The organism is Streptomyces sp. NPDC003032, assembly GCF_053591415.1.
Genome location: NZ_JBSFTT010000010.1, coordinates 256366 through 272597, shown reverse-complemented (window position 1 = coordinate 272597; position 16232 = coordinate 256366). Strand labels below are relative to the sequence as shown.

Sequence of the window (16232 nt, the reverse complement as noted above, 5' to 3'; positions counted from 1 at the left end):
CCTTGCTTGAGGTCCAGAAACTCGACGTACTGAACCCGGCGACGGAAGAAATCGTCGCGACCGTCCCCGCCGCCACCCCGCAGGACATCGACGCCGCCGTCGCCCGTGCCGCGCGGGCGCAGGAAGAGTGGGCCGCGGCCGCCCCCGCCGACCGGGCCCGGCTGCTGCGCCGCTTCGCCGCCCAGGTCGACGACCACCTCGAAGAGCTGGCCCGCCTGGAGGTCCGCGAGGCCGGGCATGTCATCGGCAACGCCCGCTGGGAGGCCGGCAACGTCCGCGATCTTCTCGACTTCTCGGCCGGGGGAGCCGAGCGGCTGAGCGGCCGCCAGATCCCCGTGCCCGGCGGCCTGAACGTCACCGTCCTGGAGCCTCTCGGGGTCGTGGGCGTCATCGCCCCGTGGAACTTCCCGATGCCGATCGCCGCGTGGGGCACGGCGCCCGCTCTCGCGGCGGGCAACGCGGTGATCCTCAAGCCGGCCGAGACGACGCCGCTCACCGCACTCCGCCTCGCCGAACTCGCCCTGGCGGCCGGTCTCCCCGAGGGGCTCTTCCAGGTCCTGCCCGGCGAGGGCGCCGTCGCGGGCAACGCCCTGGTCGAGCACCCCGGTGTCGCCAAGATCGTATTCACCGGCTCCACCCGCGTCGGCAAGCAGATCATGGCGACCTGCGCCGACCGGGTGAAGCGGCTGACCCTGGAACTCGGCGGCAAGAGCCCGAACATCGTCTTCGCCGACGCGGATGTGGAGGCGGCGGCCCTCGCCACCCCCATGTCGTACCTGGACAACTCCGGCCAGGACTGCTGCGCCCGCACCCGCGTCCTCGTACAGCGCTCGGTGTACGACCGCTTCCTGGAGATCGTGGCGCCCGCGGTCGAGTCGATCGTCGTGGGCGACCCGGCCGACGAGAAGACCCAGATGGGCCCGCTGATCTCCAGGGCCCAGCTGGACCGCGTCCGCTCCTACGTCACCCCCGGCGACGGCATCCACGGCACGGCCCCCGAGGGCCCCGGCTTCTGGTTCCCGCCGACGCTGCTCACCGACGTCGACCCGGACGCCCCGGTGGCCGCGGAGGAGGTCTTCGGCCCCGTCGCCGTCGTCATCCCCTTCGAGGACGAGGCCGACGCGGTCCGGCTCGCCAACGCCACCGACTACGGCCTGTCCGGCTCGATCTGGACACGTGACGTGGGCCGCGCGCTGCGTGTCTCCCAGGCGGTCAGGGCCGGGAACCTGTCCGTCAACTCGCACTCCAGCGTGCGCTACTGGACCCCCTTCGGGGGCTACAAGCAGTCCGGCCTCGGCCGTGAACTGGGCCCGGACGCCCTGCACGCCTTCACGGAAACCAAGAACGTCTTCATCAGCACGGAGGCCTGAACCCCTATGTCAGAGAACATCTGCCGCCGCCTCGTCGGCCGCACCGCCGTCATCACCGGCGCAGGCAGCGGCATCGGCCTCGCCACCTCGCGCCGCCTCGCCTCCGAGGGCGCCAACGTCGTCTGCGGCGACATCGACGAGAGCGCGGGCGAGAAGGCCGCCGAAGAGGTCGGCGGGACCTTCGTGAAGGTCGACGTCACCGACGCCGAGCAGGTCGAGGCGCTCTTCAAGACGGCCTTCGACACCTACGGCTCCGTCGACATCGCCTTCAACAACGCCGGCATCTCGCCGCCCGACGACGACTCCATCCTGGACACCGGCCTGGAGGCATGGAAGCGCGTCCAGGACGTCAACCTCACCTCCGTCTACCTCTGCTGCAAGGCCGCCATCCCCTACATGCGGCGCCAGGGCAAGGGCTCGATCATCAACACCGCCTCCTTCGTGGCGCGGATGGGGGCCGCGACCTCGCAGATCTCGTACACCGCGTCCAAGGGCGGCGTCCTCGCCATGTCCCGCGAGCTGGGCGTCCAGTTCGCCCGCGAGGGCATCCGCGTCAACGCGCTCTGCCCCGGCCCGGTGAACACCCCGCTCCTCCAAGAGCTGTTCGCCAAGGACCCCGAGCGCGCCGCGCGCCGCCTCGTGCACATCCCCGTGGGCCGCTTCGCCGAGGCCGAGGAGATGGCGTCCGCGGTGGCGTTCCTCGCCAGCGACGACTCCTCGTTCGTGAACGCCACGGACTTCCTCGTCGACGGCGGGCTCACCGGGGCGTACGTCACGCCCCTGTAGTCCACGCCCCTGTAGTTCATCCTCCAGCCACCACCCCGTCAGCCGGGCGTCGTACGACGCCCGGCTGACCTGCGTAAACACGGGAGCGTGTACATGAACCTCAAGCGCCGCTGCACCGCCGCAGCCGCCGTGCTCGCCGTCGCGGGGACCGGCCTCCTCGGTGTCCAGGCCACCGCCGAAGCAACGCAGCACCCTGGGCCGAAGGCCGAGAAATGCCCCACGCTGACCGTCTCCGAAGGCTGGTACGGCGACAACAAGGCCAGACTCCAGCGCATGGTGGACCAGTACGGCCGCTGCGGTGACGGCCGCGGCGCCAAGCCGGTCGCCGCCTTCGACTGGGACAACACCGTCATCAAGAACGACGTCGGCGACGCCACCATGTTCTGGCTGCTGCGCAACGGCAAGATACGCACGCCCGAGCGGGGCGACTGGCGCACCACGAGCCGCTACCTCACCACCCCGGCGGCCAAAGCCCTGGCGAAGGCCTGCCCCGCCACCGGCACCACCCTGCCCACGCACCGGAACACCGCCCGGAGCGCCGCCTGCGCCGATGAGATCCTCTCCGTCTACAGCGAGGGCACCACGACCTCGGGCAGGGCCGCCTTCGACGGCTTCGACCACCGCCGCATGGAACCGCGGTACGCCTGGCTCGCCCAGCTCACCCGCGGCTGGACCACCCGCCAGGTCAAGCGGTTCGCGGCCGCCGCCCGCGAGGAGAACCTCGCCGCGCCCATCGGCACGTCGCAGCGCGTCGGCACCCACGAGGTCACCGGCTGGGTCCGCTACTACGACCAGCAGCGCGACCTGATCCGCACCCTGAAGAAGGCGGGCTTCGACGTGTACGTCGTCTCCGCCTCGCCGGAGCCGGTCGCCGAGGTCTGGGCCGCCGGAAAGGGGGGCGTGGGCATCGACGCCCGGCACACCATCGGCATCCGCAACGTCACCGCGCACGGCAGGCAGACCGCGCACCTCAAGGGCTGCGGCACCGCCGAGGACGGCGACGACTCGATGATCACGTACATCGACGGCAAGCGGTGCTGGATCAACAAGGAGATCTACGGCGTGCGTGGCGCCGCCGCCGAGAAGGTCCAGCCGGCGCGGAGGCGGCAGGTGTTCGCCGCCGGCGACTCCGACACGGACATCTCATTCCTGCGCGACGCCACCGGTCTGCGGCTCGTACTGAACCGCAACAAGAACGAACTGATGTGCAGGGCGTACGACAACGGCGACCGCCGCTGGCTGGTCAACCCCATGTTCATCGAGCCCAAGGGCGAGAAGGCCGGCCCCTACCCCTGCGCGACCACCGGCTACACCGAACGGGACGGCCGGGCAGGACCGGTGCGCCGCACGGACGGCTCGGTGATCCCCGATCAGAAGGACACGGTGCACGGGACGTCGGGGGTTTCCACGGCTTCGGTGACTTCGGCGGCACAGTAGACGAGCGTCGTCACGACAGCAGGAAGGATGTACGGTCCAGTCATATGCGTAACAGAAACATTTTGGCGCTGACCCTGGCCGCCGCCGCCACCCTCGCGGCCGTGCCGGCAGCTCTCCCCGCGGCCGCCGCCACGCCCGCGAACTCCCGTACCAGCACTGCCCATTGCCCGCAGCTGTCGAAGAAGCTGACCTGGCACGGCGACAACCGCGCCAGACTCCAGCGGATGATCGACGAGCGCGGACGCTGCTCGAACGCCCGCCTCGGACACGGCGACGCCAGGAAGCCCCGCCCGGTCGCCGCCTTCGACTGGGACAACACGGTCACCAAGAACGACGTCACCGACGCGACCATCGCCTGGTCCCTGCGGCACGACAAGATCCTGCGCCCCAAGAGCTGGAAGTCCACCAGCAAGTGGATGACGGACGACGCGGACCGCGCCCTCACCCGCGCCTGCGGCACCGACGTGCCCGTCGGCAAGCCCCTGCCGACCTCCACGGACACCGCCTGCGCCGACGAGATCTTCGAGGTGCGTGAGGACGGGAAGACGATGAGCGGCGCCGCCGCCTTCGCGGGGAAGTGGGACCACCGCCACACCGTCCCCCAGTACGCCTGGGTGCCGCAGCTCTTCGCCGGGCACACCGTCCCCGAACTCGAGTCGTACGCCGCGAAGGCCCGCAAGGAGGCGCTCGCCGCCCCGGTCGGCGCCACGCAGACCGTCGGCACGCACGAGATCCCCGGCTACGTCCGCTACTACGACCAGCAGCGCGACCTGATCCGCACCCTCAAGAAGGCCGGCTTCGACGTCTACATCGTCTCGGCGGGCTCCGAGCCCGTCACCGAGGTGTGGTCGAAGAGCGTGGGCATCGACCGCGCGCACACCATCGCCATCCGCTCCGTCCTCGACCGCGAGGGCCGCATCACCGCCTGGAACCAGGGCTGCGGCGGGGTGCCCGTCAACAAGGGCGAGGCCATCCCGTACATCGACGGCAAGCGGTGCTGGATCAACCAGGAGATCTTCGGGATCAAGGGCAAGTCCGCCTGGGAGAAGCAGGACTGGAACCACCGCATCGCCCTCGGCGGCGGGGACGCCGACACGGACGTGACGTTCGTCGGCGACGCCACCGGCGCGCACCTCGTGCTGAACCGCAACAAGAGCGAGTTCATGTGCCGCGCGTACGACAACGCCGACGGCCGCTGGGTCGTGAACCCGATGTTCATCGAGCCGATGCCGCGGAAGACCGACCTGTACCCGTGCTCGACCGCCGCGTACAACGAACACGGCGACGGCAAGGGCCCGGTGCTCCGCGAGGACGGCTCGGTCGTGCCCGACCAGCGTGACTCGGTGTACTGATCGTCGCGGCACGACCTAGAGTGCCGGGATGAGCATGACGCCTCCGCCCGGCTGGTACCCGGACCCGAACCAGCCTTCCGTCGAGCGCTGGTGGGACGGGACCGCGTGGACCGAGCACCGGCGCGCCCCCGAGAACCTCCAGGCGGCGCCGGTCCAGGTCCCGGTGCAGGCCCCGGTGCGAGCACCTGCGCAGACCCCGGTGCAGGCCCCGGTGCGGCAGGGCTTCGGTCCGGCGCCGGACGCCGCCGCGACGGCGGTGATCGCTCCGGCGTCCTCCTCCGGCGGCGGCCGCGCGAAGATCATCGCGCTCGCCGCCGCCGGGGCCGTCCTCGTCGCGTCGATCGTCACGGGCGCCGTCGTCCTCGGCAAGGACGACGGCGACCCGGAGGCCGGCGCCCCGGCGCCGAGCACCCCGGTCGCGACGGAGGGGAGCGGGAGCCCCACGCAGACGCCGACGAAGACGTCGACGAAGACGCCGGACCCGAACCCCGACGTCCTCGTCGACGACCTCAACGGCATAACGATCCCCGTCATCGACGGGTGGGAGAAGGCCGAGGGCGCCATCCACGACGAGCCGACCCTCCAGACGCCGGACACCTTCGACTGCCCGGGCGACTCGGGCATCTGCCGCTACGGCCAGGTCACCTCGCGCACGGCGACCTCCACCGACGAGACGTCCCCCAAGGCGCTGGCCAGGGACGACATCGAGGACGCGGCCAAGAGGACCTACGACAAGAACGTCCTCGACTCCGAGCTCTACGGCGGCATGACCGGACACGAGAAGGTGAAGGAAGGAACCGTGGCCGTCGCGGGCCGCAGCGGCTACTACGTGCGCTGGAGGGTCCGGACCGGCAAGGCGTCCGGAGGGTACGTGCAGTCGGTGGCCTTCAAGTCCAGCATCGGCTCCGAACCGATGGTCATCGTCCGCCTCTCCATCGACGTGGCCAAGGACGCGCCGCCCCTCTCCGACATGGACCGCGTCGTCAAGGGGATCCGCTCGGTCGACGACAGCGCCACGGGCGGCGGCGTGGGAGAGGACGTCGGCGCGACGCCATAGGGCCCCCTCGGGTATCAGAGGGCCCCTCGTGCATCAGAGGAAGGTGCGGCCCTCGCCCCGGTACGTCGGGACGCTCCCCGTCACCTTGTCGCCCTCCACCAGTCGCAGCGTGTCGAACCGCTCGCACAGCTCCCCGGCCTTGGCGTGCCGGAACCACACCTTGTCGCCGATCAGCAGATCGTCCGCCGGGCCGCCGTGCAGCGGCGTCTGCACCTCGCCGGCGCCCTCCTGCGGGTCGTACCGCAGCCCCTCCGGGAGATACGGCACCGGCGAGCGGTCGGCGCCCGCGACCCCCGACGCGGGATAGCCGCCGCCGAGCACCGTCACGGTCCCCGGCCCCGGCCTGCGCACCACGGGCTGAGCGAAGAGAGCGGCCGGACGCCCGCTGAACGACGTGTAGTTGTCGAAGAGCCGCGGTACGAAGAGCCCCGACCCCGCGGCGATCTCCGTCACCGCGCGCTCGGCCGCGGTGTGCTGCACGCTGCCCGTCCCGCCGCCGTTCACGAACTCCAGGTCCGGGGCGACCGCCCGCACCGCGTCGATGGCCCGCGCCCGGCGCTGCGCCAGCTCCTTGCGGGCCGCGGCCTGCATCATCCGGATCGCCCGCGAGCGCGCCGGATGCCCCTCGACCGCGTCCCCCACCCCGGCGACGTGGCCTTCGTACGCCATGACGCCCACGAGCCGGAATCCGGGCCGCCGGGTGATGGCGCGGGCCAGCGCGGCCACTTGCGCGGGGGAGTGCAGAGGTGAACGCAGCGCACCGATCCGCACGCGCCCGCCGAGCGGCCGGAAGGAGGTGTCCAACTCCAGACAGACCCGCACGTCCTCCGTGCCGCCGTCCCTCGCCCCGTCGATCAGTCGCAGCTGCGCCGGGTCGTCGACCATCACGGTCACGGCGGCCGCGAGCTTCGGGTCGGCCGTCAGCTCGGCGAAACCGGCGCGGTCGGCCGAAGGGTAGGCGAGCAGTACGTCGTCGAACCCGGAGCGGGCCAGCCATATCGACTCGGCGAGCGTGAACGACATGATCCCGGCGAAGCCGTCGCGGGCGAGGACCCGTTCGAGCAGGGCCCGGCAGCGTACGGACTTGCTCGCGACGCGGATCGGCTTGCCGTCGGCCCGGCGCAGGAGGTCGTCGGCATTGACGTCGAACGCGTCCAGGTCGACGATCGCGACGGGGGCGTCGAGGTGTGCGGTGGCCCGGTCGTAGCGGGCTCGGTCTGCGGCGAGGCCAGTCATGGCGGAAGCCTGCCAGACGCGATTACCCGAGGGTAGGGGGATGATCCGGGCAGATCACCCGGTGGCCTGGACTGGGTTCCCGTACGCCGCGCGTCTGCCCGTAGAGTGACGCGCACGGAGCCTCGCCGGGCCGAGCGTTCCGGCAGCCGGAGCGCGAGGAGACGGGGGAGCATGAGCACGGAGGCGGGACCCACCCCGATTCCCCCGCGCCCCACCGCGCCGCCCCGCCCCACGGCCCCGCCGCCCGAGCCGCCCCCCGCGGCGTCCGCCCGCTTCCCCGACGTGCGCCCCCCGGTCGACGAGGACTGGCTCCTCAACGCCCCGCGCCCCCCGGCCGCCCCCGTCCCCCCCGACCACGCGGCCCAAATCGAAGCGCTCCTGGCCCCTTTCACAGAGGCGGCCCGCCACAGGCCCCCGAGCCCCTCACACCGCGCCGCCGCGCCGCCCTCTTCCCCGAACGACGTCCTCGCGGCGCCGCCGGGTGAGGCGGCCCGGGGGGCGGATTCCGGGGTGTCCGGAGCGGTATCCGGTGGCTCGTTGCCGGGTGATGGCGTCGGGGCTTGGTCGGCGCTGCCGGGTGACTCGTCTCGGGGGGCCGATTCCGAGACGTCCGGAGCGGTATCCGGTCGGGCCTCGTCGCGTGACAGGGCTGTGTGCTCGTCCGAGGCGGAGCCGCTGTCCGGCGGGCCGTCGATGCGTGGCGGCGCCGCATCTCTCCCCGAAGCGGACGCGCTGTCCGGTGGGGCCGGCGGGGAGGCCGATCGCAAGGCGGCACCTGGTAAGCCCTCGTCGCGTGACAGTGCCGCGGAACGCCTGGCCGGTGAGTGCATGGGCCCCGTGCGCGGCCCGGTGGCCGCCGAAGTCGGCGGCAGCGATGCCCTGCCGCCTCCGCCCGCTTCCGCCCGGCTCCCGGACGCTCCGCCCCCGGCCATGGGGGCCATGCGCGTCCTCGACACGGGTGACGTGCCCGAGAGGCCCGCCGGGGGAGTGCCCGCGGTGCCCCCGCAGCCCGTAGCCGCGCCCACCCGCAACACCGGCCGGACCCTGCCGGCCCCGCCGCTCGGGCCGCCCACGCCCCGACCACGACCCGTCGCCGACAACGGGCCCGCGTCCCGATCGACGGTCGCCGACAACGCGTCCGTATCCGGGGCGACTGTCGCTGCCGAGGCGGCGTCCGCGTCCCGGCCGCCCGTCGCCGACAGCGTGCCCCTGCCGCGGTCAGCCGTTGCCAGTGACCGGCCTGTACCTGGGGTGACCGCCGCTGAGAACGCGTCCGTATCCGGGGCGACTGTCGCTGACAAGGTGCCCGCGTCCCGGGTAACCGTCGTTGACGAGGCGCCCTCGGCCCGGCCGACCACCACCCACAACGCACCCCCACCCCTACCCCCACCCCGCAAAACCACCGCTCGCCGCACCCCCGGAGCCGTAGATCTGAGCCCGACGCCCGGCACCGGGCGTCCCTTCGTGTTCTTTGCGCGGCCCGCTTCGTACGACGACACCACCACCCGGCTGCGCCCCGTCGGCGCCTGGGCCCGGCCCCGGGCGGTCGCCGCCGCGGCCTGTGTCGTTCTTGGGCTCGGGCTCATCGGCGGTGCCGTCACCGGCAGTTGGCTGACCGGCGAGTCCTCGGCGACCGGGGGCACTCGCAGCGCGTACGCGGTCACCGGTGACCTCTGGCACGGCGTTCCCGTCGACCGGCTCTTCCCGCCCACCCTCAAGGGGGAAGGCGCGGGGCCCGGCGGCGCCGACCGGTCCTGGACCCGGATCGCCGTCGCCCCGGACAGCGGCTGCGAGTCCGCCTTCGACCCGCTGCTGCGCAAGGCCCTCGCGCCGGCCGGCTGTCTGCGGCTGCTCCGTGCCACGTACACCGACGCGACCACCAGCCATGTCACCACCGTGGGCCTGCTCTTCACAAAGGCGGACGCCGACGGCATGCGGGCGCTGCGCGAGCGCTTCGCGGAAGAGGGGCTCGGTCGGCGCCCCGACCTCATGCCCCGGACGTACGCGGCCAAGGGCACGGCAGCCGAGGGCTTCGGCGACGCCCAGCGCGCGTCCTGGACGGTGTCCGTGCTGCCGGACGCGCCCGTCGTCGCGTACGCCGTGTCCGGATTCGCCGACGGCCGCGCCGTCACGGACCCCGAGCCCGCCACCGAGGCGATGGGCAGCAACACCGGCTCGGCGCCCGCCCAGTCGGGCCTCGGCCACGAGGCGAAGGGCATCGCCGACCGTGTAGAGCGGGGCCTGCGCAAGACCATCGCGAAGGCGGAGAAAGCGTGATGAGGGTCCGCGGGCGAGGGCTGGGGCGTGTTGGGGCAGTCCGGTTCGTCCGGACAGTGCGGATAGTTGTCGGGACAGTGCGGACAGTCGTCGGGACAGTGCGGATAGACCGTACGAGTGCTGCTGTTTCCGCCGCCCGGCACGCCGAGAGCATGCGCCAGACCCCACAAGGCCCGCCCTCCGGGCGAACGACGGGGCTCCCGCGACACACCGCGCTCGCCGCCACGCTCGCCGCCGCGCTCGCCCTCGCCCCCGCCACCCCGGCGCACGCCAACGACGGCATCCGCGCCCAGCAGTGGGGCCTGGACGCCATGAGTACAGGCCAGGTCTGGCAGACCACCAGGGGCAGCGGCGTCACCGTCGCGGTCCTGGACACCGGCATCGACGACCAGCATCCGGACCTCGCCGGCAATGTCCTCCAGGGCAAGGACATGGTCGGTTTCGGGGCGCGCCGCGGCGACCGGCCCTGGGCCCGGCACGGCACCGCCATGGCCGGCATCATCGCGGGCCACGGACACGGCGAGGGCCGCGGCGACGGCGTACTCGGCATCGCGCCCGAAGCGAAGATCCTGCCGATCCGCGTGATCCTCGAAGACGGCGACCCCGCCCGCAAGAAGGCCCGCAACACCCGCGGCAACGCCCTCGCCGAAGGCATCCGCTGGGCCGCCGACCACGGCGCGGACGTCATCAACCTCTCCCTCGGCGACGACTCCAAGTCCGCACACCCCGAACCGGCCGAGGACGCCGCCGTCCAGTACGCCCTGAAGAAGGGCGTCGCCGTCGTCGCCTCCGCGGGCAACGGTGGCGAGCGCGGCGACCACATCTCCTACCCGGCCGCCTACCCCGGCGTGATCGCCGCGACGGCCGTCGACGAGAACGGTGCCCGCGCCTCCTTCTCCACCCGCCGCTGGTACGCCACCGTGGCCGCGCCCGGCGACGACATCGTCATCGCCGACCCCGACCGCAAGTACTACGAGGGCTGGGGCACCAGCGCCGCCTCCGCCTTCGTCTCGGGCGCCGTCGCCCTGATCCGCTCCGCCCACCCCGGCCTCACGCCCGCACAGATCAAGCAGCTCCTGGAGGACACCGCCCGCGACGCCCCGCCCGGCGGCCGCGACGACTCCCGGGGCTTCGGCCAGATCGACCCGGCGGCCGCCCTCACCCGAGCCGGCAAGCTCAAGCAGGACAAGCTGCGCGCGACGGCGTACGACAACAAGTACTTCGGCCCGGGCCCCGACACGCCCAAGGAGGACGACGGCCCCGCGGGCTGGGCCGGCCCGGTGGCGGGCGGCCTCGGTGTCGCTCTGCTCGCGGCGGCGGTCTGTCTGTGGCGGGGCAGGCGTATCCCGCCGGGAACGCGCCCCGGCCCGCCTCTGTAGGGTCGGACCGTGGCGAACAAGAACATTCCCGACCCCGGCTTCTCCGACGACGACGGCACCGCCGATCCCCGGCTGGCCGCGGCGCTCACCGCCTGGTCCGGCGACCGCACGGCCCACGGCCCCGTCCTTGAGGCCCTGGCCGAGGCCCGCCTCCTCGTCCCCGTCGTAGCCGTTCTCGGAGAGGTCGAGGAGGACGAGAACGGGCTGCGCCGTGAGAAGACCAGCGACATGGCCGTTCCCACTCTGCGGGCCGGGGACCGCAAGGCGCTGCCCGCCTTCACCTCCACCGAGGCGCTCGCCCTGTGGGACCCGGCCGCCCGGCCCGTCGCCGTGCCCCTGCACCAGGCGCTCCAGGCCGCCGCCCACGAGCAGGCCGACACGATCGTCCTCGACCTCGCGGGCCCCGTCCCCTTCGAGCTGGGCAGGGCCGCGCTGCTCGCCCTCGCCGAGGGCCGTGCCAGCGCGGACCCGCTCGCCGACCCCGCCGTCACCGGCGCGGTGCGCGCGGCCGTCGCCGCCGAGCCGGCCGTGCTCCGCGCCCACCTCGGCCCCGGCAGCTCCGACGGCACGCTCGCCCTGGTCCTCGACCCGTCCGCCGACCCGGCCGACGCCGCCCAGCGCGTGGCCCGCCGGATCGCCGCCGACGAAACACTGAGGGCCCGCCTGGTGCGCGGCCTCGACCTGGCACTTCTGCCGGCCGAGGCGACGCCACCGGGCGAGCCCCTCTACGTACGTACGGTGTAAGACTCAGCCGAGTATGGCTTAAGGCTCAGCCGAAGACCGGGCCCGTGTACTTCTCGCCCGGGCCCTGACCCGGCTCGTCCGCCACGACCGACGCCTCGCGGAACGCCAGCTGCAGCGACTTCAGGCCGTCACGCAGCGGCGCCGCGTGGAACGAGCTGATCTCCGTGGCGCTCGCGTCCATCAGACCGGCCAGCGAGTGGATCAGCTTGCGGGCCTCGTCGAGGTCCTTGTGGCCCTCGCCGCCCTCGGCGAGGCCGAGGTTCACGGCGGCGGCGCTCATCAGGTGGACCGCCACCGTGGTGATCACCTCGACCGCGGGGACGTCCGCGATGTCACGGGTCAAGGTGTCGAAGTCGGGGGAGTCGGGCCCGGGGACCGCGGGGGACTCGGGGGTGGGGGTCGCGTCGCTCATGTCCCACACGATAAGCCGAGCACCATGGACGCCGGTCCCCCGGGAGCCGGTGCGCCCACCGGTTCGCCCCGCCCCGGGCAAGCTGCTAACCTTGTGTAACGACCGGCCGGAGACCCGCGTGCCAACGCAAGGATCCGGCCCACAAGTGGAGGCTCCGATCTCCCACCTGGCCGCTCCCCGGAGCGGCGGGTCACCGGTCAGGCGGCCGAAGCCCCAAGGCTTCGGGCCGCCCGATGTGCGCCCCGCGATCACCGCGGAGGTGCTCCGGTAGTACGCGGAGCCCCTTCTGTGATCGGTCGGGGCATTTTTTGTGGCCTCGCCCGGTTGGTCCATTCAACAGACGTAACGCGGCTGTCCGCCAGACGGTCGCGTGGTGCTACCGAGGAGGATCCATCAGCGCCGAGCCCCGCATCAACGACCGGATTCGCGTTCCCGAGGTGCGACTTGTCGGTCCCAGCGGCGAGCAGGTCGGGATTGTTCCGCTTGCCAAGGCCCTGGAGCTTGCGCAGGAGTACGACCTCGACTTGGTCGAGGTGGCCGCCACTGCGCGTCCGCCGGTCTGCAAGCTCATGGACTACGGGAAGTTCAAGTACGAGTCGGCCATGAAGGCCCGTGAGGCGCGCAAGAACCAGGCGCACACGGTCATCAAGGAGATGAAGCTCCGGCCGAAGATCGACCCGCACGACTACGACACCAAAAAGGGTCACGTCGTCCGGTTCCTCAAGCAGGGCGACAAGGTCAAGATCACGATCATGTTCCGTGGTCGCGAGCAGTCCCGCCCCGAGCTGGGCTTCCGGCTGCTGCAGCGTCTCGCTTCGGACGTCGAGGACCTCGGGTTCATCGAGTCGAACCCGAAGCAGGACGGCCGAAACATGATCATGGTTCTCGGTCCGCACAAGAAGAAGACCGAGGCGATGGCCGAGGCCCGTGAGGCCCAGGCGGCTCGCAAGGCGGACGCGAAGGCCAACCCGGGCCGCTCGCAGAACGCCTCCGAGGATGCCGAAGGCGACGTTGCCGAGGGTGAGGAGTCCTCCGAGGCTCCCGCTTCCGAGGCTCCCGCCGAGGCCCCGGCCGAGGCTCCTGCCGAGGCCTGATCCTCAGGGCGAGAGCCCAGAGGATGCCAACTGACACATATGGCTCCCGGATGCCCGGTTTCACGACCGGGCATCGGAGTGCCACTGACGAGGAGAGAACGGCGCTATGCCGAAGAACAAGTCGCACAGCGGTGCCAGCAAGCGCTTCAAGATCACCGGCTCCGGCAAGGTGCTCCGCGAGCGTGCCGGCAAGCGCCACCTGCTCGAGCACAAGTCGTCCCGTCTGACGCGTCGCCTCACCGGCAACGCCGAGATGGCCCCGGGCGACGCCAAGAAGATCAAGAAGCTTCTCGGCAAGTGAGCCGGGGCGCGCGCACCGCGCGCCCAGCTCTGACCGGGACCCAATCGATACCGGGTCGTGTGAGTCCAACCACGGCCCCGCTACAAGGAGTTAAAAAGTGGCACGCGTCAAGCGGGCAGTAAACGCCCACAAGAAGCGTCGGGCGATCCTCGAGGCGGCCAAGGGTTACCGCGGCCAGAGGTCGCGCCTGTACCGCAAGGCCAAGGAGCAGGTCACCCACTCCCTGGTCTACAACTACAACGACCGCAAGAAGCGCAAGGGCGACTTCCGTCGGCTGTGGATCCAGCGCATCAACGCCGCTGCCCGCGCCAACGGCATGACGTACAACCGCCTCATCCAGGGTCTGAACGCCGCCAACATCGAGGTGGACCGCAAGATCCTCGCGGAGCTGGCCGTCAACGACGAGAACGCGTTCGCCGCGCTGGTCGAGGTCGCGCAGAAGGCTCTGCCGAGCGACGTCAACGCCCCCAAGGCGGCCTGACGCCGCGCTTGGCCGAGCGTTGTATCGGACCCGTAGGCCGGTGGGCCTGCGGGTCCGTTGCTGTTCGGGGCCTCGTCCGCGCCCCTGCTGTCGTCTGCCGTCCGCGGGTTGGTCCTGGCTGGTCGCGCAGTTCCCCGCGCCCCTTGAGGGGGCTCTTCCCGAGGTGAGTTTCATGGTTGCCGCTCCTGAGTCGATCTCCCCGAAGTCGCCGCGCGTCAGCGCTGCCCGGCGGCTCGCCAAGCGGAATTTCCGGGGGAAGGAGCGGCTGTTCCTCGCCGAGGGGCCGCAGGCCGTGCGGGAGGCCGCCGGGCACGCGGGGACGCTCGTCGAGCTGTTCGCCACCGTCGACGCCGCCGAGCGCTACGCCGACATCGTGGGGGAGGCCCGTGCAGCCGGGGCCCGGGTGCACCTCGCCGACGAGGACGTCATCGCCGACATCTCGACGACCGTGACGCCGCAGGGGCTCGTCGGGGTCTGCCGGTTCCTCGACACGCCGTTCGAGGACATCCTCGCCGCGCGGCCCAAGCTCGTCGCCGTCCTCGCCCACGTACGCGACCCCGGCAACGCCGGGACCGTGCTGCGCTGCGCCGACGCCGCGGGTGCCGAGGCCGTGATCCTCACGGACGCCTCCGTGGACCTCTACAACCCCAAGTGCGTGCGCGCGTCGGTCGGTTCGCTGTTCCACCTGCCCGTCGCCGTCGGCGTACCCGTGGAGAAGGCCGTACAAGGGCTGAAGGACACGGGCGTGCGCATCCTCGCCGCCGACGGGGCGGGCGAGGACGACCTCGACACGGAGCTGGACAAGGGCACCATGGGCACCCCCAGCGCCTGGGTCTTCGGCAACGAGGCGTGGGGACTGCCGGAGGAGACCCGCGCACTCGCCGACGCCGTGGTGCGCGTTCCGATCCATGGCAGAGCCGAGAGCCTCAACCTCGCGACGGCGGCGGCGGTGTGCCTCTATGCCTCCGCCCGTGCACAGCGAGCCGCCGGAGGGTGCCGCTCCGTCACATCGAGCTAGTAGGGTGACGGGCCAGTCCGAGAGGTGGGGTACGGGGAATGAGCGTCGGCACGAGCAGGGCACCGGGAGTACAGGACATCGTCCGTGCTCGCACGGACCATGGCGGTCCCGGTGACCTCGACGGTCCCGGTGACCTCGGCGGCCTCGGACTCGACCCGGACGAGCTGCCCGACGGGCTCGTCGTCGCGGACGAGACGGGCCGGATCATCTGCTTCAACGCGGCGGCCGTGCGGATCACCGCCGTCCGCGCGGACGACGCCCTCGGCGCGCCCCTGGAGCGCGCCCTCCCCTTAGAGGACCTCGAAGGCCGCCGCTGGTGGCAGCTGACCAACCCCTACGGAGGCCTCGCCATCCGCGTCGGCCAGCCGGAGCGCAATCTGCTGCTGCCGGGCGGCCGTGAGGTCCTGGTCTCCGCCCGCTATCTGCGCACCGCCCGCACCGGACCCGTACGCCGCCTCATCGTCTGCCTCCGTGACACCGAGGCCCGCCGCCGCACCGAGCGCAGCCACGCCGAGCTGATCGCCACCGTCGCCCATGAGCTGCGCTCCCCCCTCACCTCCGTCAAGGGGTTCACGGCGACGCTGCTCGCCAAGTGGGAGCGGTTCACGGACGACCAGAAGAAACTGATGCTGGAGACCGTCGACGCCGACGCCAACCGCGTCACCCGGCTGATCGCCGAACTTCTGGACATCTCCCGCATCGACTCCGGACGGCTCGAACTGCGCCGTCAGCCCGTCGACATCGGCACGGCCGTCGGCCGGCACATCCAGGCGCACGTCGCCTCCGGCCAGGACGCCGCCCGCTTCCTCGTCCGCCTCCAGCAGCCGCTGCCCGACCTCTGGGCGGACCCCGACAAGATCGACCAGGTGCTCAGCAACCTCCTCGAAAACGCGGTGCGGCACGGCGAGGGAACCGTCACCATTGACGTGGCGCCCTCCTCGTCCCCGCGGGAGCGGGGTGGCACCGAGACGGCCGTGACCGTGAGCGACGAGGGTCCCGGCATTCCGGAGGAGTCGATGGGCCGCGTCTTCACCCGCTTCTGGCGGGGCAGCAAGCGCGGCGGGACAGGACTGGGGTTGTACATCGTGAAGGGCATCGTGGAGGCGCACGGCGGGACGATCACCGTCGGCCGCGCCCCCGGCGGCGGCGCCCAGTTCCGATTTACGTTGCCCGTGGGGGCCCCGGCGTATCTCCAGTGAGTCCATCGGCTCCGCGGAGGACGTCCTGAGCAGCCCGCGGGCGCATTCGTTCACCGCACCCCCGTTAGACTCGGTCGTTGGCACTTTGC

The 16232-nt window shown here is 72.1% G+C and carries 15 protein-coding genes; 13 read left to right on the top strand and 2 right to left on the bottom strand.

The features are described 5' to 3' along the window. The first annotated feature begins 2 nt into the window (after nucleotides 1–2). The 5 genes from ACWDZ7_RS17265 to ACWDZ7_RS17245 all read left to right on the top strand — a co-directional run bounded on the left by ACWDZ7_RS17265 (nucleotide 3) and on the right by ACWDZ7_RS17245 (nucleotide 6002). Nucleotides 3–1370: an aldehyde dehydrogenase family protein gene (locus ACWDZ7_RS17265; protein ID WP_451797751.1), complete on the top strand. Its 1368-nt coding sequence runs from the start codon at nucleotides 3–5 to the stop codon at nucleotides 1368–1370. A gap of 6 nt (nucleotides 1371–1376) precedes the next feature. Then, on the top strand, nucleotides 1377–2156 hold the full coding sequence (locus ACWDZ7_RS17260; RefSeq protein WP_451797750.1) for a 3-oxoacyl-ACP reductase: 780 nt from the start codon (nucleotides 1377–1379) through the stop codon (nucleotides 2154–2156). Nucleotides 2157–2249: 93 nt separating this feature from the next. After that, nucleotides 2250–3593 carry a haloacid dehalogenase-like hydrolase gene (locus ACWDZ7_RS17255; RefSeq protein WP_451797748.1) on the top strand — a complete coding sequence of 448 codons (1344 nt, stop codon included), beginning with the start codon at nucleotides 2250–2252 and terminating at the stop codon, nucleotides 3591–3593. 44 nt (nucleotides 3594–3637) lie between these two features. Continuing rightward, a complete protein-coding gene (locus ACWDZ7_RS17250; RefSeq protein WP_451797746.1) occupies nucleotides 3638–4945 on the top strand; it encodes a haloacid dehalogenase-like hydrolase in 1308 nt (435 codons plus the stop codon). A gap of 28 nt (nucleotides 4946–4973) precedes the next feature. Beyond that, complete coding sequence (locus ACWDZ7_RS17245) at nucleotides 4974–6002, top strand: DUF2510 domain-containing protein (protein WP_451797745.1); 1029 nt, start codon at nucleotides 4974–4976, stop codon at nucleotides 6000–6002. A 33-nt stretch (nucleotides 6003–6035) separates the two neighbouring features. On the opposite strand, the gene ACWDZ7_RS17240 is transcribed toward ACWDZ7_RS17245, so the two are convergent. Beyond that, nucleotides 6036–7238 carry an amino acid deaminase/aldolase gene (locus ACWDZ7_RS17240; RefSeq protein WP_451797744.1) on the bottom strand — a complete coding sequence of 401 codons (1203 nt, stop codon included), beginning with the start codon at nucleotides 7236–7238 and terminating at the stop codon, nucleotides 6036–6038. A gap of 1464 nt (nucleotides 7239–8702) precedes the next feature. Here ACWDZ7_RS17240 and ACWDZ7_RS17235 point away from each other — a divergent pair. The 3 genes from ACWDZ7_RS17235 (at nucleotide 8703) to ACWDZ7_RS17225 (ending at nucleotide 11638) form a co-directional block, all read left to right on the top strand. Further along, the gene (locus ACWDZ7_RS17235) at nucleotides 8703–9515 is read left to right on the top strand and encodes a hypothetical protein (protein ID WP_451797742.1); all 813 of its coding nucleotides are present in this window, start codon (nucleotides 8703–8705) and stop codon (nucleotides 9513–9515) included. Nucleotides 9516–9667: 152 nt separating this feature from the next. After that, a complete protein-coding gene (gene mycP, locus ACWDZ7_RS17230) occupies nucleotides 9668–10894 on the top strand; it encodes a type VII secretion-associated serine protease mycosin (protein WP_451797740.1) in 1227 nt (408 codons plus the stop codon). 9 nt (nucleotides 10895–10903) lie between these two features. Continuing rightward, nucleotides 10904–11638 (top strand): SseB family protein, encoded by a 735-nt coding sequence (locus ACWDZ7_RS17225; RefSeq protein WP_451797738.1) that lies wholly within the window; start codon nucleotides 10904–10906, stop codon nucleotides 11636–11638. A 25-nt stretch (nucleotides 11639–11663) separates the two neighbouring features. Here the strand turns inward: ACWDZ7_RS17225 and ACWDZ7_RS17220 are convergent, their stop codons facing one another. Continuing rightward, a complete protein-coding gene (locus ACWDZ7_RS17220) occupies nucleotides 11664–12050 on the bottom strand; it encodes a DUF1844 domain-containing protein (protein ID WP_451797736.1) in 387 nt (128 codons plus the stop codon). A 392-nt stretch (nucleotides 12051–12442) separates the two neighbouring features. Between ACWDZ7_RS17220 and infC the strand changes: the two genes are divergently transcribed. The 5 genes from infC to ACWDZ7_RS17195 all read left to right on the top strand — a co-directional run bounded on the left by infC (nucleotide 12443) and on the right by ACWDZ7_RS17195 (nucleotide 16143). Beyond that, nucleotides 12443–13144, top strand: a complete 702-nt coding sequence (infC, locus tag ACWDZ7_RS17215; protein WP_451518194.1) for a translation initiation factor IF-3 — start codon at nucleotides 12443–12445, stop codon at nucleotides 13142–13144. Nucleotides 13145–13250: 106 nt separating this feature from the next. Next, nucleotides 13251–13445 (top strand): 50S ribosomal protein L35, encoded by a 195-nt coding sequence (rpmI, locus tag ACWDZ7_RS17210; protein ID WP_003947156.1) that lies wholly within the window; start codon nucleotides 13251–13253, stop codon nucleotides 13443–13445. A gap of 97 nt (nucleotides 13446–13542) precedes the next feature. Continuing rightward, the gene (gene rplT, locus ACWDZ7_RS17205) at nucleotides 13543–13926 is read left to right on the top strand and encodes a 50S ribosomal protein L20 (protein ID WP_451518185.1); all 384 of its coding nucleotides are present in this window, start codon (nucleotides 13543–13545) and stop codon (nucleotides 13924–13926) included. A 172-nt stretch (nucleotides 13927–14098) separates the two neighbouring features. Further along, the gene (locus tag ACWDZ7_RS17200) at nucleotides 14099–14944 is read left to right on the top strand and encodes a TrmH family RNA methyltransferase (protein ID WP_451797735.1); all 846 of its coding nucleotides are present in this window, start codon (nucleotides 14099–14101) and stop codon (nucleotides 14942–14944) included. A gap of 38 nt (nucleotides 14945–14982) precedes the next feature. After that, nucleotides 14983–16143: an ATP-binding protein gene (locus tag ACWDZ7_RS17195; protein WP_451797734.1), complete on the top strand. Its 1161-nt coding sequence runs from the start codon at nucleotides 14983–14985 to the stop codon at nucleotides 16141–16143. The last annotated feature ends 89 nt before the right edge of the window (nucleotides 16144–16232 follow it).